At 66.1% G+C, this 22,242-nt stretch carries 24 protein-coding genes and 1 pseudogene; 7 read left to right on the top strand and 18 right to left on the bottom strand.

Translation table 11 applies throughout. The features are described from left to right. Positions 1-17: 17 nt before the first annotated feature. Positions 18-1,793 (bottom strand): glyoxylate carboligase, encoded by a 1,776-nt coding sequence (gene gcl, locus GV161_RS20700; RefSeq protein ID WP_152014078.1) that lies wholly within the window; start codon positions 1,791-1,793, stop codon positions 18-20. A 145-nt stretch (positions 1,794-1,938) separates the two neighbouring features. Here gcl and GV161_RS20695 point away from each other — a divergent pair, with 145 nt between their 5' ends. Continuing rightward, positions 1,939-2,817 carry a LysR substrate-binding domain-containing protein gene (locus tag GV161_RS20695; protein ID WP_152014077.1) on the top strand — a complete coding sequence of 293 codons (879 nt, stop codon included), beginning with the start codon at positions 1,939-1,941 and terminating at the stop codon, positions 2,815-2,817. A 7-nt stretch (positions 2,818-2,824) separates the two neighbouring features. On the opposite strand, the pseudogene GV161_RS20690 reads toward GV161_RS20695, so the two are convergent. The 8 genes and pseudogenes from GV161_RS20690 to GV161_RS20655 all read right to left on the bottom strand — a co-directional run. After that, positions 2,825-3,036: pseudogene (locus tag GV161_RS20690) on the bottom strand (2-oxo-4-hydroxy-4-carboxy-5-ureidoimidazoline decarboxylase); the annotation flags it as partial. Between the two features lies 1 nt (position 3,037). Further along, on the bottom strand, positions 3,038-3,198 hold a 161-nt coding region (locus GV161_RS20685), incomplete at its 3' end, for a transposase (RefSeq protein ID WP_159741853.1). A 33-nt stretch (positions 3,199-3,231) separates the two neighbouring features. Further along, on the bottom strand, positions 3,232-3,507 hold the full coding sequence (locus GV161_RS20680) for a hypothetical protein (protein ID WP_152017455.1): 276 nt from the start codon (positions 3,505-3,507) through the stop codon (positions 3,232-3,234). Positions 3,508-3,608: 101 nt separating this feature from the next. Then, entirely contained in the window at positions 3,609-4,505 is an 897-nt protein-coding gene (locus GV161_RS20675; RefSeq protein ID WP_152017454.1) for a DMT family transporter, read from the bottom strand. Further along, positions 4,502-5,155 carry a methyltransferase domain-containing protein gene (locus GV161_RS20670; RefSeq protein ID WP_159650332.1) on the bottom strand — a complete coding sequence of 218 codons (654 nt, stop codon included), beginning with the start codon at positions 5,153-5,155 and terminating at the stop codon, positions 4,502-4,504. Before GV161_RS20670 ends, GV161_RS20675 begins: the two co-directional genes overlap by 4 nt. Further along, positions 5,152-6,006, bottom strand: coding sequence for an AraC family transcriptional regulator (locus tag GV161_RS20665; RefSeq protein ID WP_152017452.1), 855 nt, complete (start codon positions 6,004-6,006; stop codon positions 5,152-5,154). The genes GV161_RS20670 and GV161_RS20665 overlap by 4 nt, the downstream gene beginning before the upstream one ends. 457 nt (positions 6,007-6,463) lie before the next feature. Next, positions 6,464-8,374 carry an ABC transporter ATP-binding protein/permease gene (locus GV161_RS20660; protein ID WP_152017451.1) on the bottom strand — a complete coding sequence of 637 codons (1,911 nt, stop codon included), beginning with the start codon at positions 8,372-8,374 and terminating at the stop codon, positions 6,464-6,466. 243 nt (positions 8,375-8,617) lie between these two features. Next, positions 8,618-9,247 (bottom strand): nucleoside triphosphate hydrolase, encoded by a 630-nt coding sequence (locus tag GV161_RS20655; RefSeq protein WP_152017558.1) that lies wholly within the window; start codon positions 9,245-9,247, stop codon positions 8,618-8,620. A 160-nt stretch (positions 9,248-9,407) separates the two neighbouring features. Here GV161_RS20655 and GV161_RS20650 point away from each other — a divergent pair, with 160 nt between their 5' ends. Next, complete coding sequence (locus GV161_RS20650; RefSeq protein ID WP_152017450.1) at positions 9,408-9,755, top strand: hypothetical protein; 348 nt, start codon at positions 9,408-9,410, stop codon at positions 9,753-9,755. A gap of 147 nt (positions 9,756-9,902) precedes the next feature. On the opposite strand, the gene cimA is transcribed toward GV161_RS20650, so the two are convergent. Further along, on the bottom strand, positions 9,903-11,558 hold the full coding sequence (gene cimA / locus GV161_RS20645) for a citramalate synthase (RefSeq protein WP_152017449.1): 1,656 nt from the start codon (positions 11,556-11,558) through the stop codon (positions 9,903-9,905). Between the two features lie 202 nt (positions 11,559-11,760). Then, on the bottom strand, positions 11,761-13,230 hold the full coding sequence (gene cysS / locus GV161_RS20640) for a cysteine--tRNA ligase (RefSeq protein WP_152017448.1): 1,470 nt from the start codon (positions 13,228-13,230) through the stop codon (positions 11,761-11,763). Positions 13,231-13,613: 383 nt separating this feature from the next. Between cysS and GV161_RS20635 the strand changes: the two genes are divergently transcribed. Further along, positions 13,614-13,943: a hypothetical protein gene (locus GV161_RS20635; protein WP_152017447.1), complete on the top strand. Its 330-nt coding sequence runs from the start codon at positions 13,614-13,616 to the stop codon at positions 13,941-13,943. 6 nt (positions 13,944-13,949) lie between these two features. Here GV161_RS20635 and GV161_RS20630 read toward each other — a convergent pair whose 3' ends face one another. Both GV161_RS20630 and GV161_RS20625 read right to left on the bottom strand, forming a co-directional pair. Next, positions 13,950-14,645 (bottom strand): hypothetical protein, encoded by a 696-nt coding sequence (locus GV161_RS20630; RefSeq protein WP_244624284.1) that lies wholly within the window; start codon positions 14,643-14,645, stop codon positions 13,950-13,952. Further along, positions 14,633-15,148, bottom strand: coding sequence for a CreA family protein (locus GV161_RS20625; RefSeq protein WP_152017446.1), 516 nt, complete (start codon positions 15,146-15,148; stop codon positions 14,633-14,635). The genes GV161_RS20630 and GV161_RS20625 overlap by 13 nt, the downstream gene beginning before the upstream one ends. A 223-nt stretch (positions 15,149-15,371) precedes the next feature. Here GV161_RS20625 and GV161_RS20620 point away from each other — a divergent pair, with 223 nt between their 5' ends. Next, a complete protein-coding gene (locus tag GV161_RS20620; RefSeq protein WP_159650331.1) occupies positions 15,372-15,938 on the top strand; it encodes a GNAT family N-acetyltransferase in 567 nt (188 codons plus the stop codon). Here the strand turns inward: GV161_RS20620 and GV161_RS20615 are convergent. Genes GV161_RS20615 through GV161_RS20605 form a run of 3 tightly spaced genes read right to left on the bottom strand, consistent with a single transcriptional unit; the run spans position 15,908 to position 18,263 of the window. Next, positions 15,908-16,441: a hypothetical protein gene (locus tag GV161_RS20615; RefSeq protein WP_152017444.1), complete on the bottom strand. Its 534-nt coding sequence runs from the start codon at positions 16,439-16,441 to the stop codon at positions 15,908-15,910. The genes GV161_RS20620 and GV161_RS20615 overlap by 31 nt on opposite strands. Positions 16,442-16,476: 35 nt before the next feature. Then, positions 16,477-16,698, bottom strand: coding sequence for a DUF2783 domain-containing protein (locus GV161_RS20610; protein WP_152017443.1), 222 nt, complete (start codon positions 16,696-16,698; stop codon positions 16,477-16,479). Continuing rightward, a complete protein-coding gene (locus tag GV161_RS20605) occupies positions 16,695-18,263 on the bottom strand; it encodes an FAD-dependent oxidoreductase (RefSeq protein ID WP_152017442.1) in 1,569 nt (522 codons plus the stop codon). The genes GV161_RS20610 and GV161_RS20605 overlap by 4 nt, the downstream gene beginning before the upstream one ends. 47 nt (positions 18,264-18,310) lie before the next feature. Here GV161_RS20605 and GV161_RS20600 point away from each other — a divergent pair, with 47 nt between their 5' ends. Continuing rightward, complete coding sequence (locus GV161_RS20600) at positions 18,311-18,592, top strand: type II toxin-antitoxin system RelE/ParE family toxin (RefSeq protein ID WP_152017441.1); 282 nt, start codon at positions 18,311-18,313, stop codon at positions 18,590-18,592. 12 nt (positions 18,593-18,604) lie between these two features. Then, positions 18,605-18,886 carry a HigA family addiction module antitoxin gene (locus GV161_RS20595; protein ID WP_152017440.1) on the top strand — a complete coding sequence of 94 codons (282 nt, stop codon included), beginning with the start codon at positions 18,605-18,607 and terminating at the stop codon, positions 18,884-18,886. Between the two features lie 5 nt (positions 18,887-18,891). On the opposite strand, the gene GV161_RS20590 is transcribed toward GV161_RS20595, so the two are convergent. Next, positions 18,892-19,851, bottom strand: a complete 960-nt coding sequence (locus GV161_RS20590) for an MBL fold metallo-hydrolase (protein ID WP_152017439.1) — start codon at positions 19,849-19,851, stop codon at positions 18,892-18,894. A gap of 145 nt (positions 19,852-19,996) precedes the next feature. Next, positions 19,997-21,010 (bottom strand): fumarylacetoacetate hydrolase family protein, encoded by a 1,014-nt coding sequence (locus GV161_RS20585; protein ID WP_152017438.1) that lies wholly within the window; start codon positions 21,008-21,010, stop codon positions 19,997-19,999. Between the two features lie 62 nt (positions 21,011-21,072). Between GV161_RS20585 and dctP the strand changes: the two genes are divergently transcribed. Then, a complete protein-coding gene (dctP, locus tag GV161_RS20580; RefSeq protein WP_152017437.1) occupies positions 21,073-22,158 on the top strand; it encodes a TRAP transporter substrate-binding protein DctP in 1,086 nt (361 codons plus the stop codon). Positions 22,159-22,242 lie beyond the last annotated feature (84 nt).

Below are 22,242 nucleotides of genomic sequence, written 5' to 3'. Positions count from 1 at the left end.
GAACCTCCCGGTCGATATCAGTCGAGCAGCGCGATCGCGGTCGGCGCGTCCTCGGCGGCGAGCGCGAGGTCCTCGAACTCCGTCACCTTGTCGATGTCCGTCCCCATCGCGACATTGGTGACGCGTTCCAGGATGATCTCGACGACAACAGGCACGCGGAACTCGTCCAGCATCGCCTTGGCCCGCTCCAGCGCCGGCAGGATGTCCTGCGCCTGTGTGACCCGGATCGCCTTGCAGCCGAGCCCTTCGATGACCTTGACGTGGTCGACGCCGTAGACTCCGAGCTCGGGCGAATTGAGGTTCTCGAAGGACAGCTGCACGCAGTAGTCCATGTTGAAGCCGCGCTGCGACTGGCGGATCAGCCCGAGATAGGAGTTGTTGACGAGGACATGGATGTAGGGCGTCCGGAACTGGGCGCCGACCGCCAATTCCTCGATCAGGAACTGGAAATCATAGTCGCCGGAGATCGCCACTACCGGCGTGCCGGGCGTCGCGGCGCAGACGCCGAGCGCTGCGGGAATCGTCCAGCCGAGCGGCCCCGCCTGCCCGCAATTGATCCAGCCTCGCGGCTTGTAGACATGCAGGAACTGGGCGGCAGCGATCTGCGACAGGCCGATCGTGCTGACATAGGTGGTGTCGCGGCCGAAGGCCTTGTTCATCTCCTCGTAGACGCGCTGCGGCTTGATCGGGCTCTCATCGAAATGGGTCCGGCGCAGCATGGTGCGCTTGCGCTCGCGGCATTCCTCGACCCAGGCCGTCCGATCCCTGAGCTTGCCGGCGGCGCGCCATTCCGTGGCGACCTCCACGAACAGCTCCAGCGCCTTGCCCGCGTCCGAGGCGATGCCGAAATCGGGCGTGAAGACCCGGCCGATCTGCGTCGGCTCGATGTCGACATGGGTGAAGCTGCGGCCCTTGGTGTAGACCTCGACATTGCCGGTGTGGCGGTTGGCCCAGCGGTTGCCGATGCCCAGGACATGGTCCGAGGCGAGCATGGTGGCGTTGCCGTAGCGATGGCTGGTCTGCAGACCGGCCATGCCGACCATCAGCGGGTGATCGTCGGGGATCGTGCCCCAGCCCATCAGGGTCGGGACGACCGGCACGCCGGTGACCTCGGCGAATTCGACCAGCAGATCGGAAGCATCGGCATTGACGATGCCGCCGCCGGCGACGATCAGCGGCCGCTCGGCCGCGTTCAGCATGGTCAGCGCCTTCTCGATCTGGGCGCGGCTCGCCGCCGGCTTGTAGACGGGCAGCGGCTGGTAGGTATCGGGGTCGAACTCGATCTCGGCGGTCTGGACATCGAAAGGCAGGTCGATCAGCACCGGGCCGGGGCGGCCACTGCGCATCAGGTGGAAGGCCTGCTGGAAGATGCCGGGGACCTGGCCCGGTTCGCGCGCCATCACCGCCCATTTGGTCACGGGTTTGGCGATCGACTCGATGTCGACGGCCTGGAAATCCTCCTTGTGGAGGCGGGCACGCGGCGCCTGGCCGGTGATGCACAGGATCGGGATCGAGTCCGCCCAGGCCGAATAGAGCCCGGTGATCATGTCGGTGCCGGCCGGCCCCGACGTGCCGATGCAGACGCCGATATTGCCGGCTTCGGCGCGGGTATAGCCCTCGGCCATGTGCGAGGCGGCCTCGACATGGCGCGCCAGGATGTGGCCGATGCGGTTGCGCGGCCTCATTGCGGCGTAGAACGGGTTGATCGCGGCGCCCGGGACGCCGAAGGCCTGCTTCACGCCCTCCAGCTCCAGGATCAGCACGGCGGCTTCGGCAGCGGTCATCTTCGGCATGGCCTACCCTCCCGATCGGCGCATCGGCGCCTTGTTGTCGGGAGAGGAATGGCAGCGGGAAACCAATCGGTCCAATATATTGTTCGTTCTTATCTATATGTATGAGATATAGATGAGAACCTGATCATCGCCGCGGGAGCCCGGGATGGAACTGCGTCACCTGCGCTACTTCGTGGCCCTGGCCGAGGAGCTGAGCTTCACCGCGGCCGCCCAGAAGCTGAACATCTCGCAGCCGCCGCTGAGCCAGCAGATCCGCGATCTCGAGCATGAGCTGAAGACCGAGCTGTTCCGCCGCAGCAGCCGGCAGGTCGAGCTCACCGTCGCTGGCCATGCCTTTCGCCGCCATGCACTCGCCATCCTGGCGCAGACGCGGCAGGCGGCGGCGCAGGTCAGGGCAATCGGACAGGGCCGGGCCGGGATCATCCACCTTGCGACGACGAATTCGGTGCTTTTGAGCGGCCTGTCACTGGCTATCGCCGAATTCCAGCGCATGCATCCGGATGTCGAGATCACCATCGACGAGATGCCGCCGCAGGAGCAGGTCGCGGCGCTCAAGGCGCGGCGGGTCGACATCTGCTTCCTGCGCCTTGCTCCCGACGATCGCGACCTCGTCATCCGCCGGGTCTGGAGCGAGCGGATCGGCCTTGCTGTTCCCGCCGGCCATAAGCTGGCGGGAAAGAAAACGACCACGATCCTGGACTTGAAGGACGAGGACTTCGTCTTCTACCGGCTGCGCGATTCCGCCTTCGCCGCGCATCTGCAATCCTTCTGCGCACACCTCGGCTTCCTGCCGAAGATCGTGCAGCAGGTGGTCGAGTCGATGTCGATCGCCAGTCTGGTCTCGGCCGGGCTCGGCATCGGCTTCGTGCCGGAATCGGTCGGCAGGCAGGGCCTGCCCGGCCTGCGCTATCTGCGCATCACCGGCCCCTGCCCGGTCGCTGACGTCCATGCCGTGACGCAAGAGGACGCCGAGCCCATCATCGACCAGTTCATCGCCTTCGCCACGCAGGCCAAGGCGAGCTGAGCGGCCTCTAGCCGGCGGGCAGCAAGTCTCTCAGCCGGATCAGTGCGATCTTTTCGACTTCAGCGAGGGCGGTGGCGAACTCCCGCTCCGGCGTGCTGGTCAGGCGCTGCTCGAACGCGGCGAGGATGTCGGCCTTGCTCAGCCCCTTGACCGCCAGGATGAAGGGGATGCCGAAGCGGGCCTTGTAGGCCTCGTTCAGCGCGGTGAAGCGGGCGCGTTNCTCTTCAGGCCGCCGAACTCCTTGCGCCAACGGTAATATGTGAACGCCGTCACACTGATGGCCCGGATCGCCTCCGCGACCGGGCGCCCCTGGGACAACAGCACGTCGACCTGGCGCAGCTTCGCGACGATCTCTTCAGGCTTGTGCTTCTTCTGCGGCATCGCGGCATCCTCCAAAGGCTCAAAAAGCCTACTTCAGCGAGGGCCACTTTTCAGGGGGCAGGCCAGCCCGGCGAGTGCGATCAGCACCAGCGAGACTGCGCCGACGATATGCGAGGGCAGCACCCTGTCGAAGGGGAAGGCATAGCCTGTGGCGCTGGCCGCGAAGGCGGTTGAGAGGTAGATGCCGTTCCAGCGCGGGCTGAGATGCCCCTTCAGCAAGGCCATCGTCATCGGAAAGCCGGCGACGATGGCGACGAGGCTGAGCCAAGTGTGAAAACCGACCAGCGTGGTTGGATCGAGCACGAACATGGCAAAGCCCCCCGCTTCAACCGCAGCGAGCCCACAGCCAGGCTCTGCAAGCCATACTGCCAATCTCGGGGCATGCTGGCGAGAGGCTTATGGAAAAGTTCTCAACTGAGCGGCTCGGCAGCCGCGGCCGGCGCGGCTGCCGCATCGGCGCGCTGCTGCCGGGCCGTGGCGAAATAGGAACCGGCGACGATCAGTGCGAAACCGACCAGCAGGGCCAGAGACAGCGGCTCGCCGAGCACGAGCACCCCGAGCAGCACCGCCACGGCGGGATTGAGGTAGGCGATCACCGTCGCCCGCGCCGCGCCGACCTCGGCGATGAGCGCGAACAACAGCTGGAAGGCCAGCGCCGTGCAGAAGACGGCCAGGGCGATCACCGCGAGACTGGCATCGAGCGTGATCCGAGCGGGCCAATGGGCCGGGACGAATGGCAGGTAGAGAACCGAGGCGACGATCAGCGACGCGACGACCACTGCACTCGCCTCGGCATCGGCGAGCTTGCGCACAACAATGATCGGCCCGACGGCATAGCCGAGCGCGCTCAGCCCCAGCGCCAGCGCCGGCCAGAGTTCGACCGGCTGTTCATCGAAGCCGAGCAGCGCGATGACGCCGGCCAGGCCGAGGCCTAACCCGACGAGCCGTCCGGTCCCAAGCCGCTCCTGAGACAGTGCGACGCCCAGGATAGCGGCGATGATCGGCGTCAGCGCGATGATCAGGCCGGCGAGCGAGCTCGTCACCCGCGTTTCGGCGAAGCCGATCAGGAACCACGGCCCGCTGATCTCGACGAGCGTGTAGAGGATCAGCCAGCCGGGTCGGCGGAAACCCGCCATGACGCCGTTGCCGCGCAAGACGAAAGGCGCCAGCACCAGCGCGCCGATGGCGGCGCGGCCGAAGGCGACGATGATCGGGTGATAGTCGGTGACGGCGACCCGGATCAGCAGATAGGGCACGCCCCAGATCACGCCGAGGGCGAGGAACAGCAGCCAGGCTTTCCGGCTCATGCCAGCGTGCCTTTCCGGAACAGGGCGGTCAGCCAGCGGCCATCGCGGCCCTCGAACGAATGCGACCAGCGCAGATCGAGGCCGAGCGCGGCCAGAATCGCGATGATCTCGGAGCGCGGCCACAGGGCGACGTAGTACGCGTTGCCCTTCGAGCCGATTTCGGCGGTCTCGCCCTGCCCTTCCCGGAGCGCGAGCAGGAAGACGCCGCCATCGCAGATCGCCTCCGCGATCCTGGCGAAGACGGAGGGCAGGGCTTCGCGCTCGACATGCTGGAGCACGTGAAGAGCGACAACGCCATCATAGGGGCCGCCGAGTGAATCACGGATGACGTCGAGGCGCTCGGCTCGGCGGCCGCGTCCCGCATGGAACTGCACGAAAGAGTCCGCCCCATCGGTGCGCCTGACGGCGAGCCCCCTCTCTTCGAGCCAGTCGGCGTCCCAGCCCGGCCCGGAGCCGATTTCGAGCAGGCGGCTGCCCGGCGGGACGAGCTTAAGCAACTCGACCAGTGCCGGCTGGTCGCCCGCCTCCGGCTTGGGGGCCGTCGTTTCCGCGTAGTCGTCGGCGCAGCCCTCATAGCCGGCGAGGGTCGAAATGTTGGAGGCCGAGCGGCCCATCTTCCTATCCCGATTGGGCGTGTCCGACGCAGTCATGCCCCACTCCCGTTGCCGTTGTGCTCCAGCGGAATCCATATCTGCAGGCCGCCAAGCCCGGTGCCCGGATCGAAAGCGTCGTTGTGAAATTCGAGCACGGGGCCGTTTGCCGCATTGAGCCCAGCGGCAGGCAGCGCCTCGTTCCAGATCGCCGTGTAGGTATCGAAGATCGTCGAGATATGGTCGCGATGCTCGAAGACGGCATAAGTCCGAGGTTCGGTCTCCAGATAGGCCAGCGGCTTTCGCGGCGGAGCGGCCGAGATCACCTCGGTGGCGCACATATACTCGAAGCAGCCATCCTCATCGGGCGCGCGGCAGACGCCGATCGGTATGCCCGGAGCCTTGTCGGCGACGTCGGCATAATGGTCGCACATGAAGGCCTGCCATTGCGCCGGTATCCCGATCGCCGATTCATAGGAGCACGGAGCGGACTGACCGACGAGGCGCAGCCGACCGAGGTCCCGCACGGTCGGGACAGGGGTCCGGGCGCGCCCGTTCGTCAATCGCAGCGGCGCGACGAGGCCGAGCTTGTCGGTGCTGCCGCTGTTGCGGACCTCATCCGGCGTGGCCCCGAACTGATCGCGGAAGGCGCGGGTGAAGGCCTCGTGCGAGCCGTAGCCGAATTCGAGCGCGACGGAGAGGATGTCGGGGGCACCTGCAGCGAGGCGCTTGGCCGCCTCGCTCAATCGCCGTGCCCTGAGATAGGCCATCACCGGCCAGCCGCTCGCGGTTCCGAAGGCATTGGCGAGATGCGAGCGCGAGACGTTGCAGGCCGCCGCGATCGAGCTCAGCGTCAGTTCCCGGCTGGAATTGCGCTCCATCACCCAAAGTGCCTTGTCGGCAAGCGACATGCTCCGGCTCCTCCCGCGAGAGCCCCGTGCATATCATCCGCTTCAGGCGGTCGCTTGATCGATCGTCCACAACCTCCAGCGCTTCTTCTGGAGCCGCCGCCCCGGAGACTTGCTCCGGGGCGGGTCTTATTCAGTGGCCGATGCCGGTCAGGGCGGCGATGGCCAGAAGCGTATAGCCGAGCGCCAGAAGGGCGTAACCGGCGATGATCATGGTCGGGCTCCGGTTGGGGCCGCGCGCCTCGTTATGTCGGGCGCTGCGAGCGCCTGGATTGCGGACTGGACGGAGAAAGAAGCTGCGACGCCGTAGCGGCGTGCACGCCGGAAAGAAACAAGCGACGACCCGAAGGCCACCTCGGCCGGGGTGCCCCGGCCTGTGCTAGCGTCATAAATTCGATATGCGCGATTTTGAGCGGGAATCAACGACGCCGCGAAGAATTTCTCCGCGCGGGCCAAGACCTCACTGCGTCAGGCTGACCCTGACGCTCTCGCCCTCTTCCTGGGTCGCCCGCTGCAGCGTCGCCTTGGCCTCGTCGACCTGGCGCTGGCGGTTCCAGAGCGCGGCGTAGACGCCGTCGGCGGCCAGCAGTTCGCGGTGGTGGCCGCGCTCGACGATCAGCCCCTTGTCGAGGACGATGATCTCGTCGGCGTTGACCACGGTCGAGAGCCGGTGGGCGATCACCAGGGTGGTGCGGCCCTCGCTGACCCGGTCGAGCGCGTCCTGGATCTCCTTCTCGGTGAAGGAATCAAGCGCCGAGGTCGCCTCGTCCAGCACCAGCACCGGCGGCCCCTTCAGGATGGTGCGGGCGATGGCGACGCGCTGCTTCTCGCCGCCCGAGAGCTTGAGGCCGCGCTCGCCGACCGAGGTCTGGTAGCCCTCTGGCAGCGACTTGATGAAGCGGTCGATCTGGGCGAGCCGCGCGGCGTCCTCGATCTCTCCTTGAGTCGCCTCGGGGCGGCCATAGCGCAGATTGTATTCGATGGTGTCATTGAACAGCACCGTGTCCTGCGGGACCATGCCGATCGCCGAGCGCAGGCTGACTTGCTGGACCTCGGCGATATCCTGGCCGTCGATCAGGATGCGGCCGGCTTGCGGCTCGTAGAAGCGGAACAGCAGACGCGAGATCGTCGACTTGCCGGCGCCTGAGGGGCCGACGATCGCGATCGTTTTGCCGGCGGGCACCTCGAAGGAGACCCCGCGCAGGATCGGCCGCTCCGGCACATAGGCGAAGTGGACGTCCTCGAAGGTGACGGTGCCGGCGCGGACGTCAAGCGGCTGGGCGCCTGGCTTGTCCTGGATCTCCGGGTCGCGGCCGATCAGCGAGAACATCTGCTCGATGTCGAGGGTCGCCTGCTTGATCTCGCGATAGACGGTGCCCATGAAATTCAGCGGTATGTAGAGCTGGATCAGCATGGCGTTGATCAGCACGAAGTCGCCGACGGTGTTAGTGCCGGCCTGGAAGCCACGCACGCACATCACCATCGAGATGGTGAGGCCCGCCGCGAAGATCGCGGCCTGGCCGAAATTGAGCCAGGCGAGCGAGGTGTAAGCCTTGATCGAGTTGCGCTCATAGCGCGCCATCGAGACGTCGTAGCGGGCGGTCTCGCGCGCCTCGGCACCGAAATACTTCACCGTCTCGTAGTTGAGCAGCGAGTCGATCGCCTTGGCGTTGGCGTCAGTGTCGGACTCGTTCATCTGGGCGCGGATGGCAATGCGCCATTCGGTGGCCTTGATGGTGTAGGCCATGTAGCCGACCACCATCACGACCAGCACGACGACATAGCGCCAGTCGAACAGCCAGAGCAGCACGGTGATGATCAGGGTGACCTCGATGATCACCGGCACGAGCTGGTTGAGGCCGAGGCGGACCATCTCCTCGATGCCGTTGCGGCCGCGCTCCAGGACGCGGGTGAGCCCGCCGGTCTTGCGCTCGAGATGGAAGCGCAGCGAGAGATGGTGGAGATGGCCGAAGGTCTGCAGCGCCAGCGTCCTGACCGCATGCATGAACACCGGCGCGAAGATCGCATCGCGCAACTGCACGAAGGCGGCCGAGCCGACGCGGGCAAAGCCATAGATCACGGTCAGCGCCAGCGGCGCCCCGACCAGGAAAGGCAACCAGTTCGATAGCGAGGTCGGGTTGTTGGCGAGCGCATCCGTCGCCCATTTGAAGGTGAAGGGCACGCCCATCAGCACGAGCCGGCCGATCACCAGCAGCACGAAGGCGGCGACGACACGCTGGCGCAGATCGGCCCGCTCCGGCGGCCAGAGATAGGGCCAGAGCGCCTGGAAGGTGGCGATGAAGCCGGAGCCGGGCTGGAGCACGGCGGCGCGCGCGAGGGGCGCCGGGACCGGTGTGGCAGGCGAGGACATTGAAATGCTTCCAAATGGAACCGCCGATATAGGCGGATTCTCCGGGGAATGCAGGGGGTGGGAGAAGAAATCGCCGAAGTCGCTTGTGCGATGACGGCGACAGCGAGAACAACCTTGTCATCCCGGACGCAGCGCAGCGGAGATCCGGGATCCATTCCGGAGCCTTCCCGAGAGAGGTTCCGGAATAAATCCCGGGTCTCCCTCCGGTCGCCCGGGACGACTCGCGCTTGATTTTGAAGCCGATCAGGGCGCGGCGGCGCCATTCCGCCAAATGATATCGGCCCGCCGGCTGTTCTCGACCACCAGCCGCGCATTGGGCAGATCGTTGCCCTCGACCCAGGCCCGCGCTGCCTCTTCGCTGCGACCGAGATCGGTCCAGCGAGCGAGCAGCCGGCGCTCCAATTCGGCCATCGGCACATCGATGAAGATCGTCAGGTCGAAGAGTGGTGCGAGCTCCGACCAGGGCGCCTGGTCGAGCAGGAGGTAGTTGCCCTCGACCAGCACGAAACGCGCATCGGCCGGGATGATCGCCGCACCGGCGCGAGCAAGATCGGCCCGCCGATCAAAGAGCGGCACCGCCACCTCCCCCTCGTCCGACCGAACGCGCCGCAGCGTCGCTTTGAGCCCGGCGCAGTCGAAGGTCTGCGGGGCGCCCTTGCGATGGCGCAGCCCCATCGCATCGAGCACCGCATTGTCGAAATGGAAGCCGTCCATCGGCACCTGCGCCGCTTCGCCTGCCGGCAGCGCTGCGAGCAAACGCTCGCTCAGCGTCGACTTGCCAGCGCCCGGAGCGCCGGCGAGCCCGACAACGATGCGGCGCCGGCCGCGCGCGCGCTCGACGATCCCCGTGGCGATGTTCTCGGCTGTCCGCATGCTCAAAAAAACCGGATTCTTCCATGTACCGCGCCGAATTCACTGCCTGCAGTCGGCCGCTACCGCCACCAAGCGGCACCGATCAGGCCTTGTTCTCGTCGCAACTGCGATGTCAGACTGGTCTAAAGCCTTTAAAGGCTGAAGCCTGGAGACGACGCCCATGACGCTTGGACACATGACGCTTCGACGCATCCTTCCCGCCACCTGCGCACTCGCGCTGCTGCCGACCGTGCCAGCGCTCGCGCAATCGCGCCCACCGGCGCAGATCAAGATTACCAATGCCCGCACCGTGCCGCTGGAGTCACTGGAGATCACGACCACAGGCGAGCAGGCCCGGCTCGTCGGCAAGCTCGCCAAGCCGCTGGCGCCCGGCAAGAGCATCATGATCAAACTCAACAAGCCGGCCGGCTGCAGCTACTACCTGCTCGGCAAGTTCAGCGACGAGAGCGAAAGCGACAATGACGGCATCGACCTCTGCAAGGAGAAGTCGCTGCGCTTGACGGAGTGAGTTCTCTCCCTTCTCCCCTTGGGGGAGAAGGTGGCAGCGCGAAGCGCTGACGGATGAGGGAAGGACAGGCAAGCGACTAACCGCTTCACCCCGTCGAACCGCCCTCATCCCCTGCCGGACCTTCTCCCCCGAGGGGAGAAGGATGCTTTAAGCCGTCGCGCCTTCGCGCATCAGCTTGTAGGTGATCGAGTCGACCAGCGCCTGGAACGAGGCGTCGATGATGTTGGCGCTCACGCCGACCGTGGTCCAGCGCTCGCCGGTCTCGTCGGCGGATTCGATCAGCACGCGCGTCACCGCGTCGGTGCCGCCCTGGAAGACGCGGACCTTGTAATCGACCAGCCTCAGGCCACCGATCAGCGACTGGTAGCGGCCGAGATCCTTGCGCAAGGCGAGATCGAGCGCATTGACCGGGCCGAGCGCGCTTTCGGCGACCGAGATCAGCGATTCCTCGCCGACCTTCACCTTGACGATCGCCTCGGAGAAGGTGACGAGCTCGCCCAGCGCATTGTAGCGGCGCTCGACATTGGCGGTGAAGCGCTCGATCTCGAAATAGGCCGGCAATTCGCCGAGGATGCGCTTGGCGAGCAGATAGAACGAGGCATCCGCGCCCTCGAAGGCATAACCCTGCGCCTCCTTCTCCTTCAGCTCCTCCAGCACGCGCGAGAGCCTCGGATCGTCGCGGCCGATGGTGACGCCGATGCGCTCCAGCTCCGCGACGAGGTTCGACTTGCCGCCCTGGTCGGAGACCAGGACTTTCCGGACGTTGCCGACCAGATCGGGCGCGACATGCTCGTAAGTGCGCGGGTCCTTCAGCACGGCCGAGGCGTGAATGCCGGCCTTAGTGGCGAAGGCGGAGGCGCCGACAAAGGGCGCATGGCGGTTCGGCGCCCGGTTCAGCATCTCGTCGAGCGCGCGCGAGACATGGGTGAGCTCGCCGAGCTCACCCTCGTCGACGCCAAGCGCGAAGCGGCGATTGTAGCGCTCCTTCAGCTTGAGCGCGCCGATCAGCGTGACGAGGTTCGCATTGCCGCAGCGCTCGCCGAGGCCGTTCAGCGTGCCCTGGATCTGGCGCACGCCCGCCTCGACCGCGGCGAGCGAATTGGCGACGGCGCAGCCGCAATCGTCATGGGCATGGATGCCGAGATTGTCGCCCGGCACGACCTTCGAGACCTCGGCGACGATCCTCCCGACCTCGTCCGGCAGCGTGCCGCCATTGGTGTCGCAGAGCACGACCCAGCGCGCGCCGGCCTCATAGGCGGTGCGGGCGCAGGCGAGTGCATAGTCGGGATTGGCCTTGTAGCCATCGAAGAAGTGCTCGCAATCGAGCATCACCTCGCGGCCGGCCGCTTTTGCGGTAGCGACGCTGTCGCGGATGCCGTCGAGATTGTCCTCGAGCGAGATCTCGAGCGCGACATGGACGTGATAGTCCCAGCTTTTGGCGACGAAGACGATGGCGTCGGCCTTCGCATCGAGCAGCGCGGCGATGCCGGGATCGTTGGAGGCAGAGCGCCCTGCCCGCTTGGTCATGCCGAAGGCGGCGAACTTCGCGCGCTGCGTCGGCTTCTGCGCAAAGAAGGCGGTGTCGAGCGGATTGGCGCCGGGATAGCCGCCCTCGACATAGTCGATGCCGAGCTTGTCGAGCATCGCCGCAACCGCGCGCTTGTCGTCGAGCGAGAAGTCGACGCCGGTGGTCTGGGCGCCGTCGCGCAGCGTCGTATCGAAGAGGTGGATGCGGGCGAGCGTCGCTTCGCCGCCTTTGCGCGGCGCAGCCTCGGCCAGCGTGGCGGGAGCCCCGACGCTCATCGCCTCACCCGCAGCCGGTAACGCAACACCTTCGGCATCACCATGGCGAGCATGACGAGCTTCATCGCGATCGAGAGCGAACCACGCTTGCGGATCTTCGGGGTCTCGGTGGTCATTGTTCTTGGTCTTCTTTCAACGGGCTAAGGCAACGCCGCGACACGGCAACAGGTTCGCAGAAGGGCATTCGCTGGGAGGTGAAGGCTCATCGCTTCACCTCCCAGCTGGTAATCAGCTCGCCGGTGGCCGGGTCCTTGCCGTCCATGAGCACGATGCCCATCGCGACGAGTTCGTCGCGAAGGCGATCGGATTCGGCGAAATTCTTCGCCTTGCGGGCAGCGAGACGGGCGGCGATCGACGCCTCGACCTTTGCCCGCAGGACATCATCGATCTCGGCCACGGGCACCTCCGGCAGGGCGATGCCGAGCAAGGCAAGGCTCGCCTTCAGCCCGGCATGGTCACCCGCCTTGCGCAGGGCGTGCAGCTCGGCAAGCACCTGCGAGGTGTTGAGATCATCGGCCAGCGCTTCGATCACGCCGGCAGGGACCTGCCCGGCCTCCGCCGCTCCGGCAGCAGCAGCCCAATCTGTCAGCGTCTTCTCCGCCTCCTCCAGCGCCTTCACCGTCCAGTCGATCGGCTGGCGGTAATGGGTCTTCAGCATCGCAAGGCGCAGCACCTCGCCGGGCCATGTCCGCCCGCCGAAAGTGTCGGTCGCCAGCAGCTCGTTGATGGTGACGAAGTTGCCGAGCGACTTCGACATCTTCTCGCCTTCGACCTGCAGGAAGCCGTTGTGCATCCAGTAGTTCGCCATGCGCGCAGCACCGCCTGCCGCGCCGAAGGCGCAGCAGCTCTGGGCCAGCTCGTTCTCGTGATGCGGGAAGACGAGATCGATGCCGCCGCCATGGATGTCGAAGACGTTCCTGGCGGGATCGTCGCATGTGAGGCCGCCGCCGAACGGCTCGAGCAGCGTCTTCATCGACATGGCCGAGCATTCGATGTGCCAGCCGGGGCGGCCGGGCGTCTTGATGCCGGCCGGCGAGGGCCAGCCCGGATCGATCCCGGCGCGGCTCGGCTTCCACAGCACGAAATCCATCGGATCCCTTTTATAGGGAGCGACATCCACTCGTGCCCCGGCCTCCATCTCGTCGAGCGAGCGGCGGGCGAGCGAGCCGTAGCGCGGCGCGTTTTTCAGGCCGGCGACGGCGGGCACATGAAAGAGCACATGCTCTTCGGCGACATAGGCGACGCCGCGCGCAATCAGGCGCTCGATGATCGCCTTCATCTCCTCGATATGGCCGGTGGCGCGCGGCTCGTCATCCGGACGCAGATTGCCGAGCGCATCGACATCGGCGTGGAACTGCGCCGTCGTCGCCTGCGTGACCTTCGCGATCGCCTCGTTCAGCGGCAGATCGGGAAAATCGCGCGCGGCGCGGGCGTTGATCTTGTCGTCGACGTCGGTGAGGTTGCGCGCATAGCGAACATGGCCCTCGCCATAGAGCTGCCGCAGCAACCGGTAGAGCACGTCGAAGACAATGACCGGCCGGGCATTGCCGATATGAGCGTAGTCATAGACCGTCGGGCCGCAGACATACATGCGCACGTTCTGGGGATCGACGGGGGTGAAGACCTCCTTCGTCCGCGTCAGCGTGTTGTAGAGCCTGAGGGTCGGCTGCATCGAAGTGGTATCCTGACGAGAAGGCGACAAAAAACGGCTTGTCCTGGCCGCTGGCCGGGGCGCTGTCTGTCTTTTCGTTGGGACGAGGACGTGAGCAGCCGGCCAGCGAAAGCTAGCGGCAAATAATGCAGGTAATGGCGAGGGCTCGCGTCATTCTGTCGTGATGCCTGTCATGTGCGCTTACGTCAAGTGGCAGCTTGGCAACGCTCGCGCGCCATCGCCCTGCCCTCCCACGATTTCCGCTCTCATCGCCGCAATGCCGCCACAAGCGGAAGACGGTTTGCGCGCAACGAAGATTGCCGTGGGTTCACGCGGTCTTAACCATTTGGAACCAGTTTGAGATGTCGGACGTTCGAACCCGATCGAAGCTCAGGGACACCATCATGCGCCGCGCCGTTGCTCTGGTCGGGCTCGTCGGGATCATCGGCGCCGGAATGTCGCTGGCCCTGCTGCCGGCGACCGGAACCGTCGCCGCCCCCAAGGCCGAGCGCACCTACCTGATCCCGGCCGGAGACGGCTATGGCGTCGCCGACTGCATCGCCAGCAAGTCGGAATGCGGCCAGATCGTCGCCGACGCCTGGTGCGAGTCGCAAGGCCACCGTATCGCCACCGCCTATGGCCTGGCCGCCCGCGAGGACGTGACCGGCTCGACACCCCGCCCCGCCAATGTCGCGCAGACCGAGTTGCCGCTGACGATCACCTGCGGCGGTTGAGCCGACCTATCCGTCTTGGCGCTTTCCAAGGCGATGAGCTTCCCACCAATCGCATTGCCACTCTTCGTAGCCGAGGAGCAGGCCCTGACGGCGCTCCCGCGCCGCATTCCAGCCCTCCCTACCGGGGTCATCGAAAAGCTGGATGTAGGCGTCTATCCGCCACTGCTCGTGCGGCAAGGCAACATAAACGTGCCTGATGCCGTCGAAGCGCTCGCCGTCTGAGGTGCGAGGCTTTGGAAACGGTCTATCGACGATGCGCCTGACTAGCCGGCCATCAGCGACATAGGGGTCGAAACGCGCCATCCACTCATCAAACCAATCGGCGGGATAGGCATCAGCAAACACTGCGAGCGGCTTCCTGCCCTCCAGCATAAGCGCGAGCTCGTATTCGGTATGGATGAGATAAGGAACTTCTCGAAGCCCACTCCACGGAACGATCTGCACCGGGCCGAGATCGCGAGGAAATGGCGGGCCCGTCAATCGCTGGAGCGCATCAAGATCCTCACCATCAAGTTCATAGATACCGCTGAAATCCGGATCTTCTCCGTCCTCGAATCGAAGTACTCCGCGAAGAGCGTCAAGGTCATCGATCGAGACGCGCGCCTCCAGAATGGGGCAATCCGTCACCGGGTCGCGTGCTCGCAAGATGAAGCGCTGGGCACCGCAGTCCGCAGGCGCCCCGCCAATACTCATCTCACCCATTCCGAGCATTTCGGCACGTCGCCGCTGCTGCCCCAGGGCATGATCGGCACGCTCGAGGTCGAGTTCTGCGGCGAGCCGTCGATCAGCTTGTCGGTGTAGACCATGTAGATCAGCACGTTGCGCTTGGTGTCGCAGCCGCGCACGATCTGCATCTTCTTCCAGATCAGCGAGCGGCGCTCGCGGAAGACGACATCGCCCTGCGAGGCCTTTTCCTTGAAGCGGATCGGGCCGATCTGCCGGCAGGCGAGCGAAACGTCGGAGACCTCCTCGGCGACGCCGAACATGCCGGAGACACCGCCCTTCTCAGGTACGGTATAGTGGCAGGCGACGCCCTCGACGACGGGATCGTCGACGCCGTAGACGGCGAGCTTGTCGTCCGGGGTCAGCATCTTCCAGACCGTCGACTTCTTGAAGATCAGGTCCTCCTGCGCTGCGGCCGGCACAGCGACGCCGGCAAGGGCAAGCACCGCCGAGGCAGCGAGAAGACAACGACGAAAGCTCATCCAGATTCTCCTCGGCATGGTCCGCAAAAGTGATCCCACTTTTGCGACAAGAACATGCCCAACTTCATTATCTTGCGCGAATTCTTTTCGTCCGGCTGGTCCAGCCGGACGAAAAACGCGCGAGAGCGTTCCCGAGGGACGGCGGGCAGGATATGGGATGGCGCGCGGTCCCGCACTAGTGCAGGCGCGCGTAATCTTCGAACGACACGACAGGACGACGACCATGCTGCCGGTGCTGGGAACCGAGCGCCTCCTGCTGAAACCGCGAACCGAAGCCGATCTCGACTTCATCGCCACGCTCAATACCGACCCGCTGGTGATGCGCCATATCGCGGCGGTCGGGGATCCAGCGATGGGGCGCGAAGGCGTCGCGGCGCGCAGCTTCCTGCATGTCGCGCGCGGGCTCGGCTACTGGACAGTGTTCGCCCGTACCGACGAAAGCGGACCGCTCGGCTATGTCGGCCTCATCCCTGACGGCGACGATCTGGAACAAGCGCAGATCAGCTATCGTTTCGCCACGCGCCATTGGGGACAGGGTTTCGCCCGAGAGGCCGTGGGGCGGCTACTCCGCTACGCCTTCGTGACGCTCGACCTTCCCGAGATCCTGGTGGTCACGCATCCGCAGAACGTCGCATCGCTGCAACTCGCCGCGCGACTCGGCTTCGAAGCCGACACGGTGCGGGACGCGCCGACCATCGGCGATCCGCCGGTAGCGGCCGCCTGCTTTCGCCAGACTCGGGCCGCCTGGCGAAAAACCGCTCAGGCGGCGATCGGCTTGAACGCCAAGTAGTAGGCCGCGATCGCGCCGATGAAGCCGAGCCCGGTCAGGACGAGCTTCAGCCGGGTGAAGCCGCTGGCGATGGCGACGGTGCCGTCGTCGAGGGTCGGGAACCGATCGAGGAGGCGCGCGATGGCGAGGTTTTCGACGATGTCGCAGAGCCCGCCAAAGAGCCAGCCACCGCCGCACAAGGCTGCCACCCACCAAGGGTAACCGCGCATCGACAGACCGGTGATAATCAGCGCGCCGACGACCGTGTAGACCAGCGCGAAGGCGAGATCGGCCGGCAGCAGCTTGTTGCGGTAGATCGCGCGGCGCTCAGGGCCATAGAGCGAGAACAGCTTCTCGACATCCGCCTTGGTGAAGCCGTCGAAATCGCTCTCCAGGGCCCGGTCGACCTTGAGGCTGCGCGCCCACAGCCAGGAGAGCAGCAGCGTCAGCACCACCAGCGCCGGCCCCCAGAAGAAGAAGCCGAGCGGAATCAGGGTGGAGTAGAAGGTCGGAAGGTCTTCCATCGGGCGGAGGGCTCCGGAGGCGTCGTGCGCCGACCCTAGCCTGCCTCGTGCGCCAGCGCCACGGCTTCGCGCAGCACCTGTTCGTCGCCGATATGATTGGCGAGGATCAGGACGAGGCGGGCATTAAGCGCGGCGCTTGCGCGCTCATCGAGGTCGCGATGCGCCTGGGCGAGCAGGCGGAAGGCGGCGTCGGGATCGGCGAAGCGCGATTCGCGCGCGAGCTTGCTCGCAGGCGACGTGGTGGCCGCTGCATTCATCCCCTGCCCTCCATCCGCGCGATCGCGGCTTCGATCGCGGCCCGATTCGGCTCGCGGAACCGGGCGGCGACATGCCCGTCTGGCCGCAGCAGCACGGCTGCACCCTGCTCCAGGGCATAGCGCTGGCGCAGGGTGCCATCGCCAGCAGCCGGCTCGATCGCGAGGACGTCGGCGGGCGCAATCTCCGCCGCGCCCTCACCGATCAGGATGGCCTGCCCCGCCGCGAAGGCCTCGCTCAGCCAGCTATGAAGAGCACCGGCCAGCGGCGCGTCGAGGAAGGGCGCGCCCGGCAGCAGGCCGCCTTCCCAGCCATCATCATCAACCGAGAGCGGCGAGCCGGCATAGGCGCTGGCCACCGAAAGCCGGCCGGAATTGACGAAGCGCTTGGCGAAGCCGGTCAGCGGCGCCAGCGACAGCGCCGCCTCGCGCAAGAGGCGCTCGCCCGGCGAGCGCGGCGCGATGAAGTCGGTCGCCCGTGTCGAGTTCAGGATGTTCTCGTCGGCGGCGGCGACGCGCTCGCTGTCATAGCTGTCCAGCAACGAGGCCGGGCTCCTGCGCTGCGTGACCAGCGCCAGCTTCCAGCCGAGATTGTCGGCGTCCTGGATGCCGGAATTGGCGCCGCGCGCGCCGAAGGGCGAGACCTGATGGGCAGCATCGCCGGCGAAGACCACGCGGCCATGCAGGAAGCGGTCGAGCCGGCGGCACTGGAAGCGATAGACCGAAACCCATTCGAGCGCGAAGTCGGCATGGCCGAGCATGCGTTCGATCCGGGGCCGCACGATCTGCGGCTGCTTCTCATGCTCGGGATCGGCATCGGGGCCGAGCTGGAGGTCGATGCGCCAGATGTCGTCAGGCTGCTTGTGCAGCAGCGCCGACTGACCGGAATGGAAGGGCGGATCGAACCAGAACCAGCGCTCGGTCGGGAACGGCGCGGTCATCTTCACATCGGCGATGAGGAAACGGTCTTCGAAAGCCTCGCCGCGGAACTCCAGGCCGAGCAGGCCGCGCGTCGGCGAACGCGCGCCGTCGCAGGCGACGAGCCAGTCGGCGTGCAGGGAGTAATCGCCGTCCGGCGTGGCGATCGTCAGCTTGACGCCGTCATCACGGTTGTCGACGCCGCTGAGGCGGTTGCTCCAGCGCAGATCGACCAGCGGCTCGGCCAATACCGCGTCGACCAGCGCCGCCTCGACATAAAACTGCTGGAGATTGATGAAGGCCGGCTGCTTGTGGCCGCCCTCGGGCAGGAGGTCGAATTCATAGAGCTCGGCATCGCCGCGAAAAACCCTGCCCTTCTGCCAGGTCACGCCCTTCTCGACCATCGCCTGCGCCAGCCCGAGCCGATCGAAAATCTCGAGCGTGCGCTTGGCGAAGCAGATGGCGCGCGAGCCCTCGCCGATCCGGTCGGCATCGTCGATCAGCACGACCGGAACCTGCCGGCGCGCCAGATCGAGCGCCAGCGTCAGCCCGACCGGGCCGGCGCCAACGATGACGACGGGGCGGCGGGCGGGCGTGGCAACGTCTTGGTCCGGGCTGCGGCGATAGGCGAAATGGCGAAAGGGCTGCATCAAACCAGCTCCTTGACTGGTACGCGATACGTATCATAACTTAAGTTATGATCCTGGGCTTTACCGACAGGGATACGGAGCGCTTGTTTCGCGGCGAAGCCTGCGCCGCCCGCTGGCGAGCGATCGAAAGGATCGCACCGCGCAAGCTCGATATGCTCGACGCCGCCGTGACCGTCGGCGATCTGCGCTCGCCGCCGGGCAACCGGCTCGAGGCGCTGAAAGGCGACCGCAAGGGGCAGTGGAGCATCCGGATCAACGACCAATGGCGGCTCTGCTTCCGCTGGGACGGCGACGGCCCTGAGGCGGTCCAGATCGTCGACTATCATTGAGAGGAGATCGTCATGGCGCGAGTGAGGACCCATCCCGGCGAAATCCTGCGCGAGGAGTATCTGGAGCCACTCGGAATGAGCGCACGGGCGCTCGCCAAGGCACTCGACGTGCCCGGCAACCGGATCAGTGACATCCTGCGCCAGCGGCGTGACGTCTCCGCCGATACCGCGATCCGGCTCGGCCGCTTTTTCGGAACCGACCCGCGCTTCTGGCTCAACCTGCAAACCGCCCACGACCTGTCCAAGGCCGAGACCGAGCAGGACTACTCCGCGATCCATCCCCACGCTGCCTGACCGCCCTAACCCCGCAGGTCCAGCCACATCTGGCGGTCGCGCTCGTCGGTCCAGATGCGGGGATGGTCGAGGCCCCCGGCCTCGTCATAGGCGCGGGTGACGTTGAAGGGCAGGCAGTGCTCGAAAATCACCCAGTCGCCATAGGACGGCTTCAGCGTCTCGTGGACGCGCTCGAAGGTCTCGCGCAGCGAGCGACCTTCGGCGACATGGCCTTTCACCGCCTCGAACAGGTCGGAGAGGAAGGCGCGCGTGCCCTTGATGCCGTCGGCGACCATCGCCCGGTTGGTCAGCGCCGCGCCGCGGCCCGGCACCATGGCGGCGGGGGCGAAGGCGGCGAGCGCATCGAGCGTCGTCGGCCAGTCGGTGAAATGCGCGTCGCCGCAATAAGGCGTCGCGCCATATTCGACGAGGTCGCCGGCGAAGATCACATTGGTGTCGGGCATCCAGGCGACGATGTCGCCGGCAGTGTGGCCGCGGCCGAGCTTCATCAGCCGGACCTCGCGGCTGCCGAGCCAGATCGAGGCGTTGTGCGAGAAGGTCGTGGTCGGCCAGGTCAGTCCGGGGCGGATCGAGTCGGCACCCTGGAATAGCCGCGGAAAACGGCCGATCTCGCTTGCCTTGTCCTCCTCGCCGCGCTCGACGATCATCGCCCGCGCCGCGTCTGAGCAGACGATCTCCTTTGCGCCATAGGCGGGCGCGCCGAGCACGCGCACGGCATGATAATGCGAGAGCACGACATGGCTGACCGGCTTGTCGGTGACCTCGCGCACCCTTGCGATGACCCGCTCGGCCATGGTCGGCGTCGCCTGCGCATCGAAGACGAGGACGCTGTCGTCGCCGACGACGATGCCGCTATTGGGGTCGCCCTCGGCGGTATAGGCGTAGACGCCCTTGCCGATCTCGTCGAAGGAGACCGTCTTCTCGCCGAGATCGGCGGTGGAAGCGAAAGCGGGGCCGTCGGACATGGATCTACCTCGTAAGCTTGTCGATACTGGTGTCATGCTCGGGCTTTACCCGAGCATCTCAGGTCGCAAGGGGCGCTGAGAAGCGCCTCCTCATCAGGAATTTCTCGGGCCTGCGCTTCGCTTCGCCCGAGAATGACGGCGCGGCTCACCCCGCATGCGGGAGGATGTCCTGCTCGATCGCGCCGAAGATCGAATGGCCGGCGGCGTCCTTCATCTCGATGCGGACGCTGTCGCCAAAGTGCAGAAAGGAGGTCTTGGGCGCGCCGTGCCGGATCGTCTCGACCATGCGCTGCTCGGCGATGCAGGCATAGCCGAGCCCGCCTTCCGCAACCGGCCTGCCCGGCCCGCCATCAGCGTCGCGGTTCGAGACCGTGCCGGAGCCGACGATCGTGCCGGCGACAAGCGGGCGGGTCTTGGCGGCATGGGCGATCAGCACGCCGAAATCGAAGGTCATGTCGATGCCGGCCTGCGGCTTGCCGAAAGGCTTGCCGTTGACCTGGGCGAGCAGCGGCAGGCTGAGCTTGCCGTCCTTCCAGGCAGAGCCAAGCTCGTCGGGCGTCACCGCCACCGGCGAGAAGGCCGAGGACGGCTTTGATTGAAGGAAACCAAAGCCTTTGCCCAATTCGTTGGGAATCAGATTCCGCAAGCTCACGTCATTCACGAGCATAACGAGGCGGATCAGCCCCCTCGCCTCCTCGGCCGTGACGCCCATCGGCACGTCGCCGGTGACGACCGCGATCTCCGCTTCGAGATCGATGCCGTAATCCTCGCTCGCGAGCTTCACCGCCTCGCGGGGGCCGAGGAAGGAATCGGAGCCGCCCTGGTACATCAGCGGGTCGGTCCAGAAGCTCTCGGGCATCTCGGCGCCCCTTGCCTTCCGGACCAGCTCGACGTGATTCACATAGGCCGAGCCATCGACCCACTGATAAGCACGCGGCAGAGGCGAGGCGCAGTGATGCTCGTGGAAACGGAAGGACGGCACCGAGCCATGCTCCAGGCTCTCGGCGAGATCGGCGAGGCGCGGCGCGCAGCGGCTCCAGTCGTCGAGGGCCCCCTGCAGCGTCGCGACGACCGGGAAGGCGTCGGTGGCGCGGGTCAGGTCGCCGGAGACGATGACGAGGCGGCCATCCCGGCCGTGCATGAGGGATGCTAGTTTCATCTCTTTTCAATCCTCGCCGAACAGTGATGATGGCAGCAAATCTGTCCCCGGGAGGAAAGTCCATGCAACGCCGTACGTTTTTGAAGAGCGGTGCGCTCGCCGCGGCCGCCGCGCCGATCGCGATGCCCGCGATCGCTCAATCGATGCCCGAAGTGAAATGGCGCTTGACCTCGAGCTTCCCGAAGCAGCTCGACACGATCTACGGCACTGCCCAGCAGTTCGCGAAGTTCATGGGCGAGGCGACCGACGGCAAGTTCCAGATCCAGACCTTCTCCGCCGGCGAGATCGTACCCGGCCTGCAGGCGCTCGACGCCGTCACCTCCGGCACGGTCGAATGCGCGCATACGCCGACCTATTTCTACGTCGGCAAGGAGCCGGCGCTCGGCCTCGGCACCGGCATCCCCTTCGGCCTCAACGCCCGTCAGCAGCATAGCTGGTGGTTCTTCGGCGGCGGCGAGGAGATCGTGAACGGGGCGCTGGCCAAGTTCAACGCCTACTCGATCCCCTGCGGCAATTCCGGCTGCCAGATGGGCGGCTTCTTCCGCAAGGAGCTCAAGACGGTCGACGACCTCAAGGGCCTGAAATTCCGGATCGGCGGCATGGGCGGGGCGGTGCTGGCCAAGCTCGGCGTGGTGCCGACGCAGATCGCGGCGGGCGACGTCTACCCGGCACTGGAGCGCGGCACGATCGACGCGGCCGAGTTCGTCGGCCCCTATGACGACGAGAAGCTCGGCTTCGTGAAGGTCGCGCCCTATTACTACTATCCCGGCTGGTGGGAGGGTGGCGCCATGCTCCACCTCGTCATCAACCAGGAGCAGTGGAACAAGCTGCCCAAGCACTACCAGGCTATCCTGCGCAACGCCTGCGAGGCCGCCAACAACTGGATGCTGGCCAAGTACGACTTCGTCAATCCGGGCGGCCTGCGCAAGCTGATCGCCCAGGGCGCGCAGCTCAAGGCCTTCCCGCAGCCGATCATGGAAGCCTCGCTCAAGGCGGCGGAAGAGTACTACGCGGAGACCTCTGCCAAGAGCGAAGCCTTCAAGAAGGGCTATGAGTCGATGGTCGCCTTCCGCGGCGAGAACCTGCTCTGGTGGCAGGTGGCGGAGCTGTCCTACGACGCCTTCATGAACCGGCTGCGTTCGCGCTGACCGCCAGCAATCGCTCCGGAGCGCGCGGGCGGCGCGCTTCCGGGGCCGATGGCCTCGCCGGGAGACATCCGGCTCACGCATGGG

Source organism: Bosea sp. 29B, from assembly GCF_902506165.1.
Lineage (GTDB): Bacteria > Pseudomonadota > Alphaproteobacteria > Rhizobiales > Beijerinckiaceae > Allobosea.
This window is presented reverse-complemented; position numbering and strand designations above follow the sequence as displayed.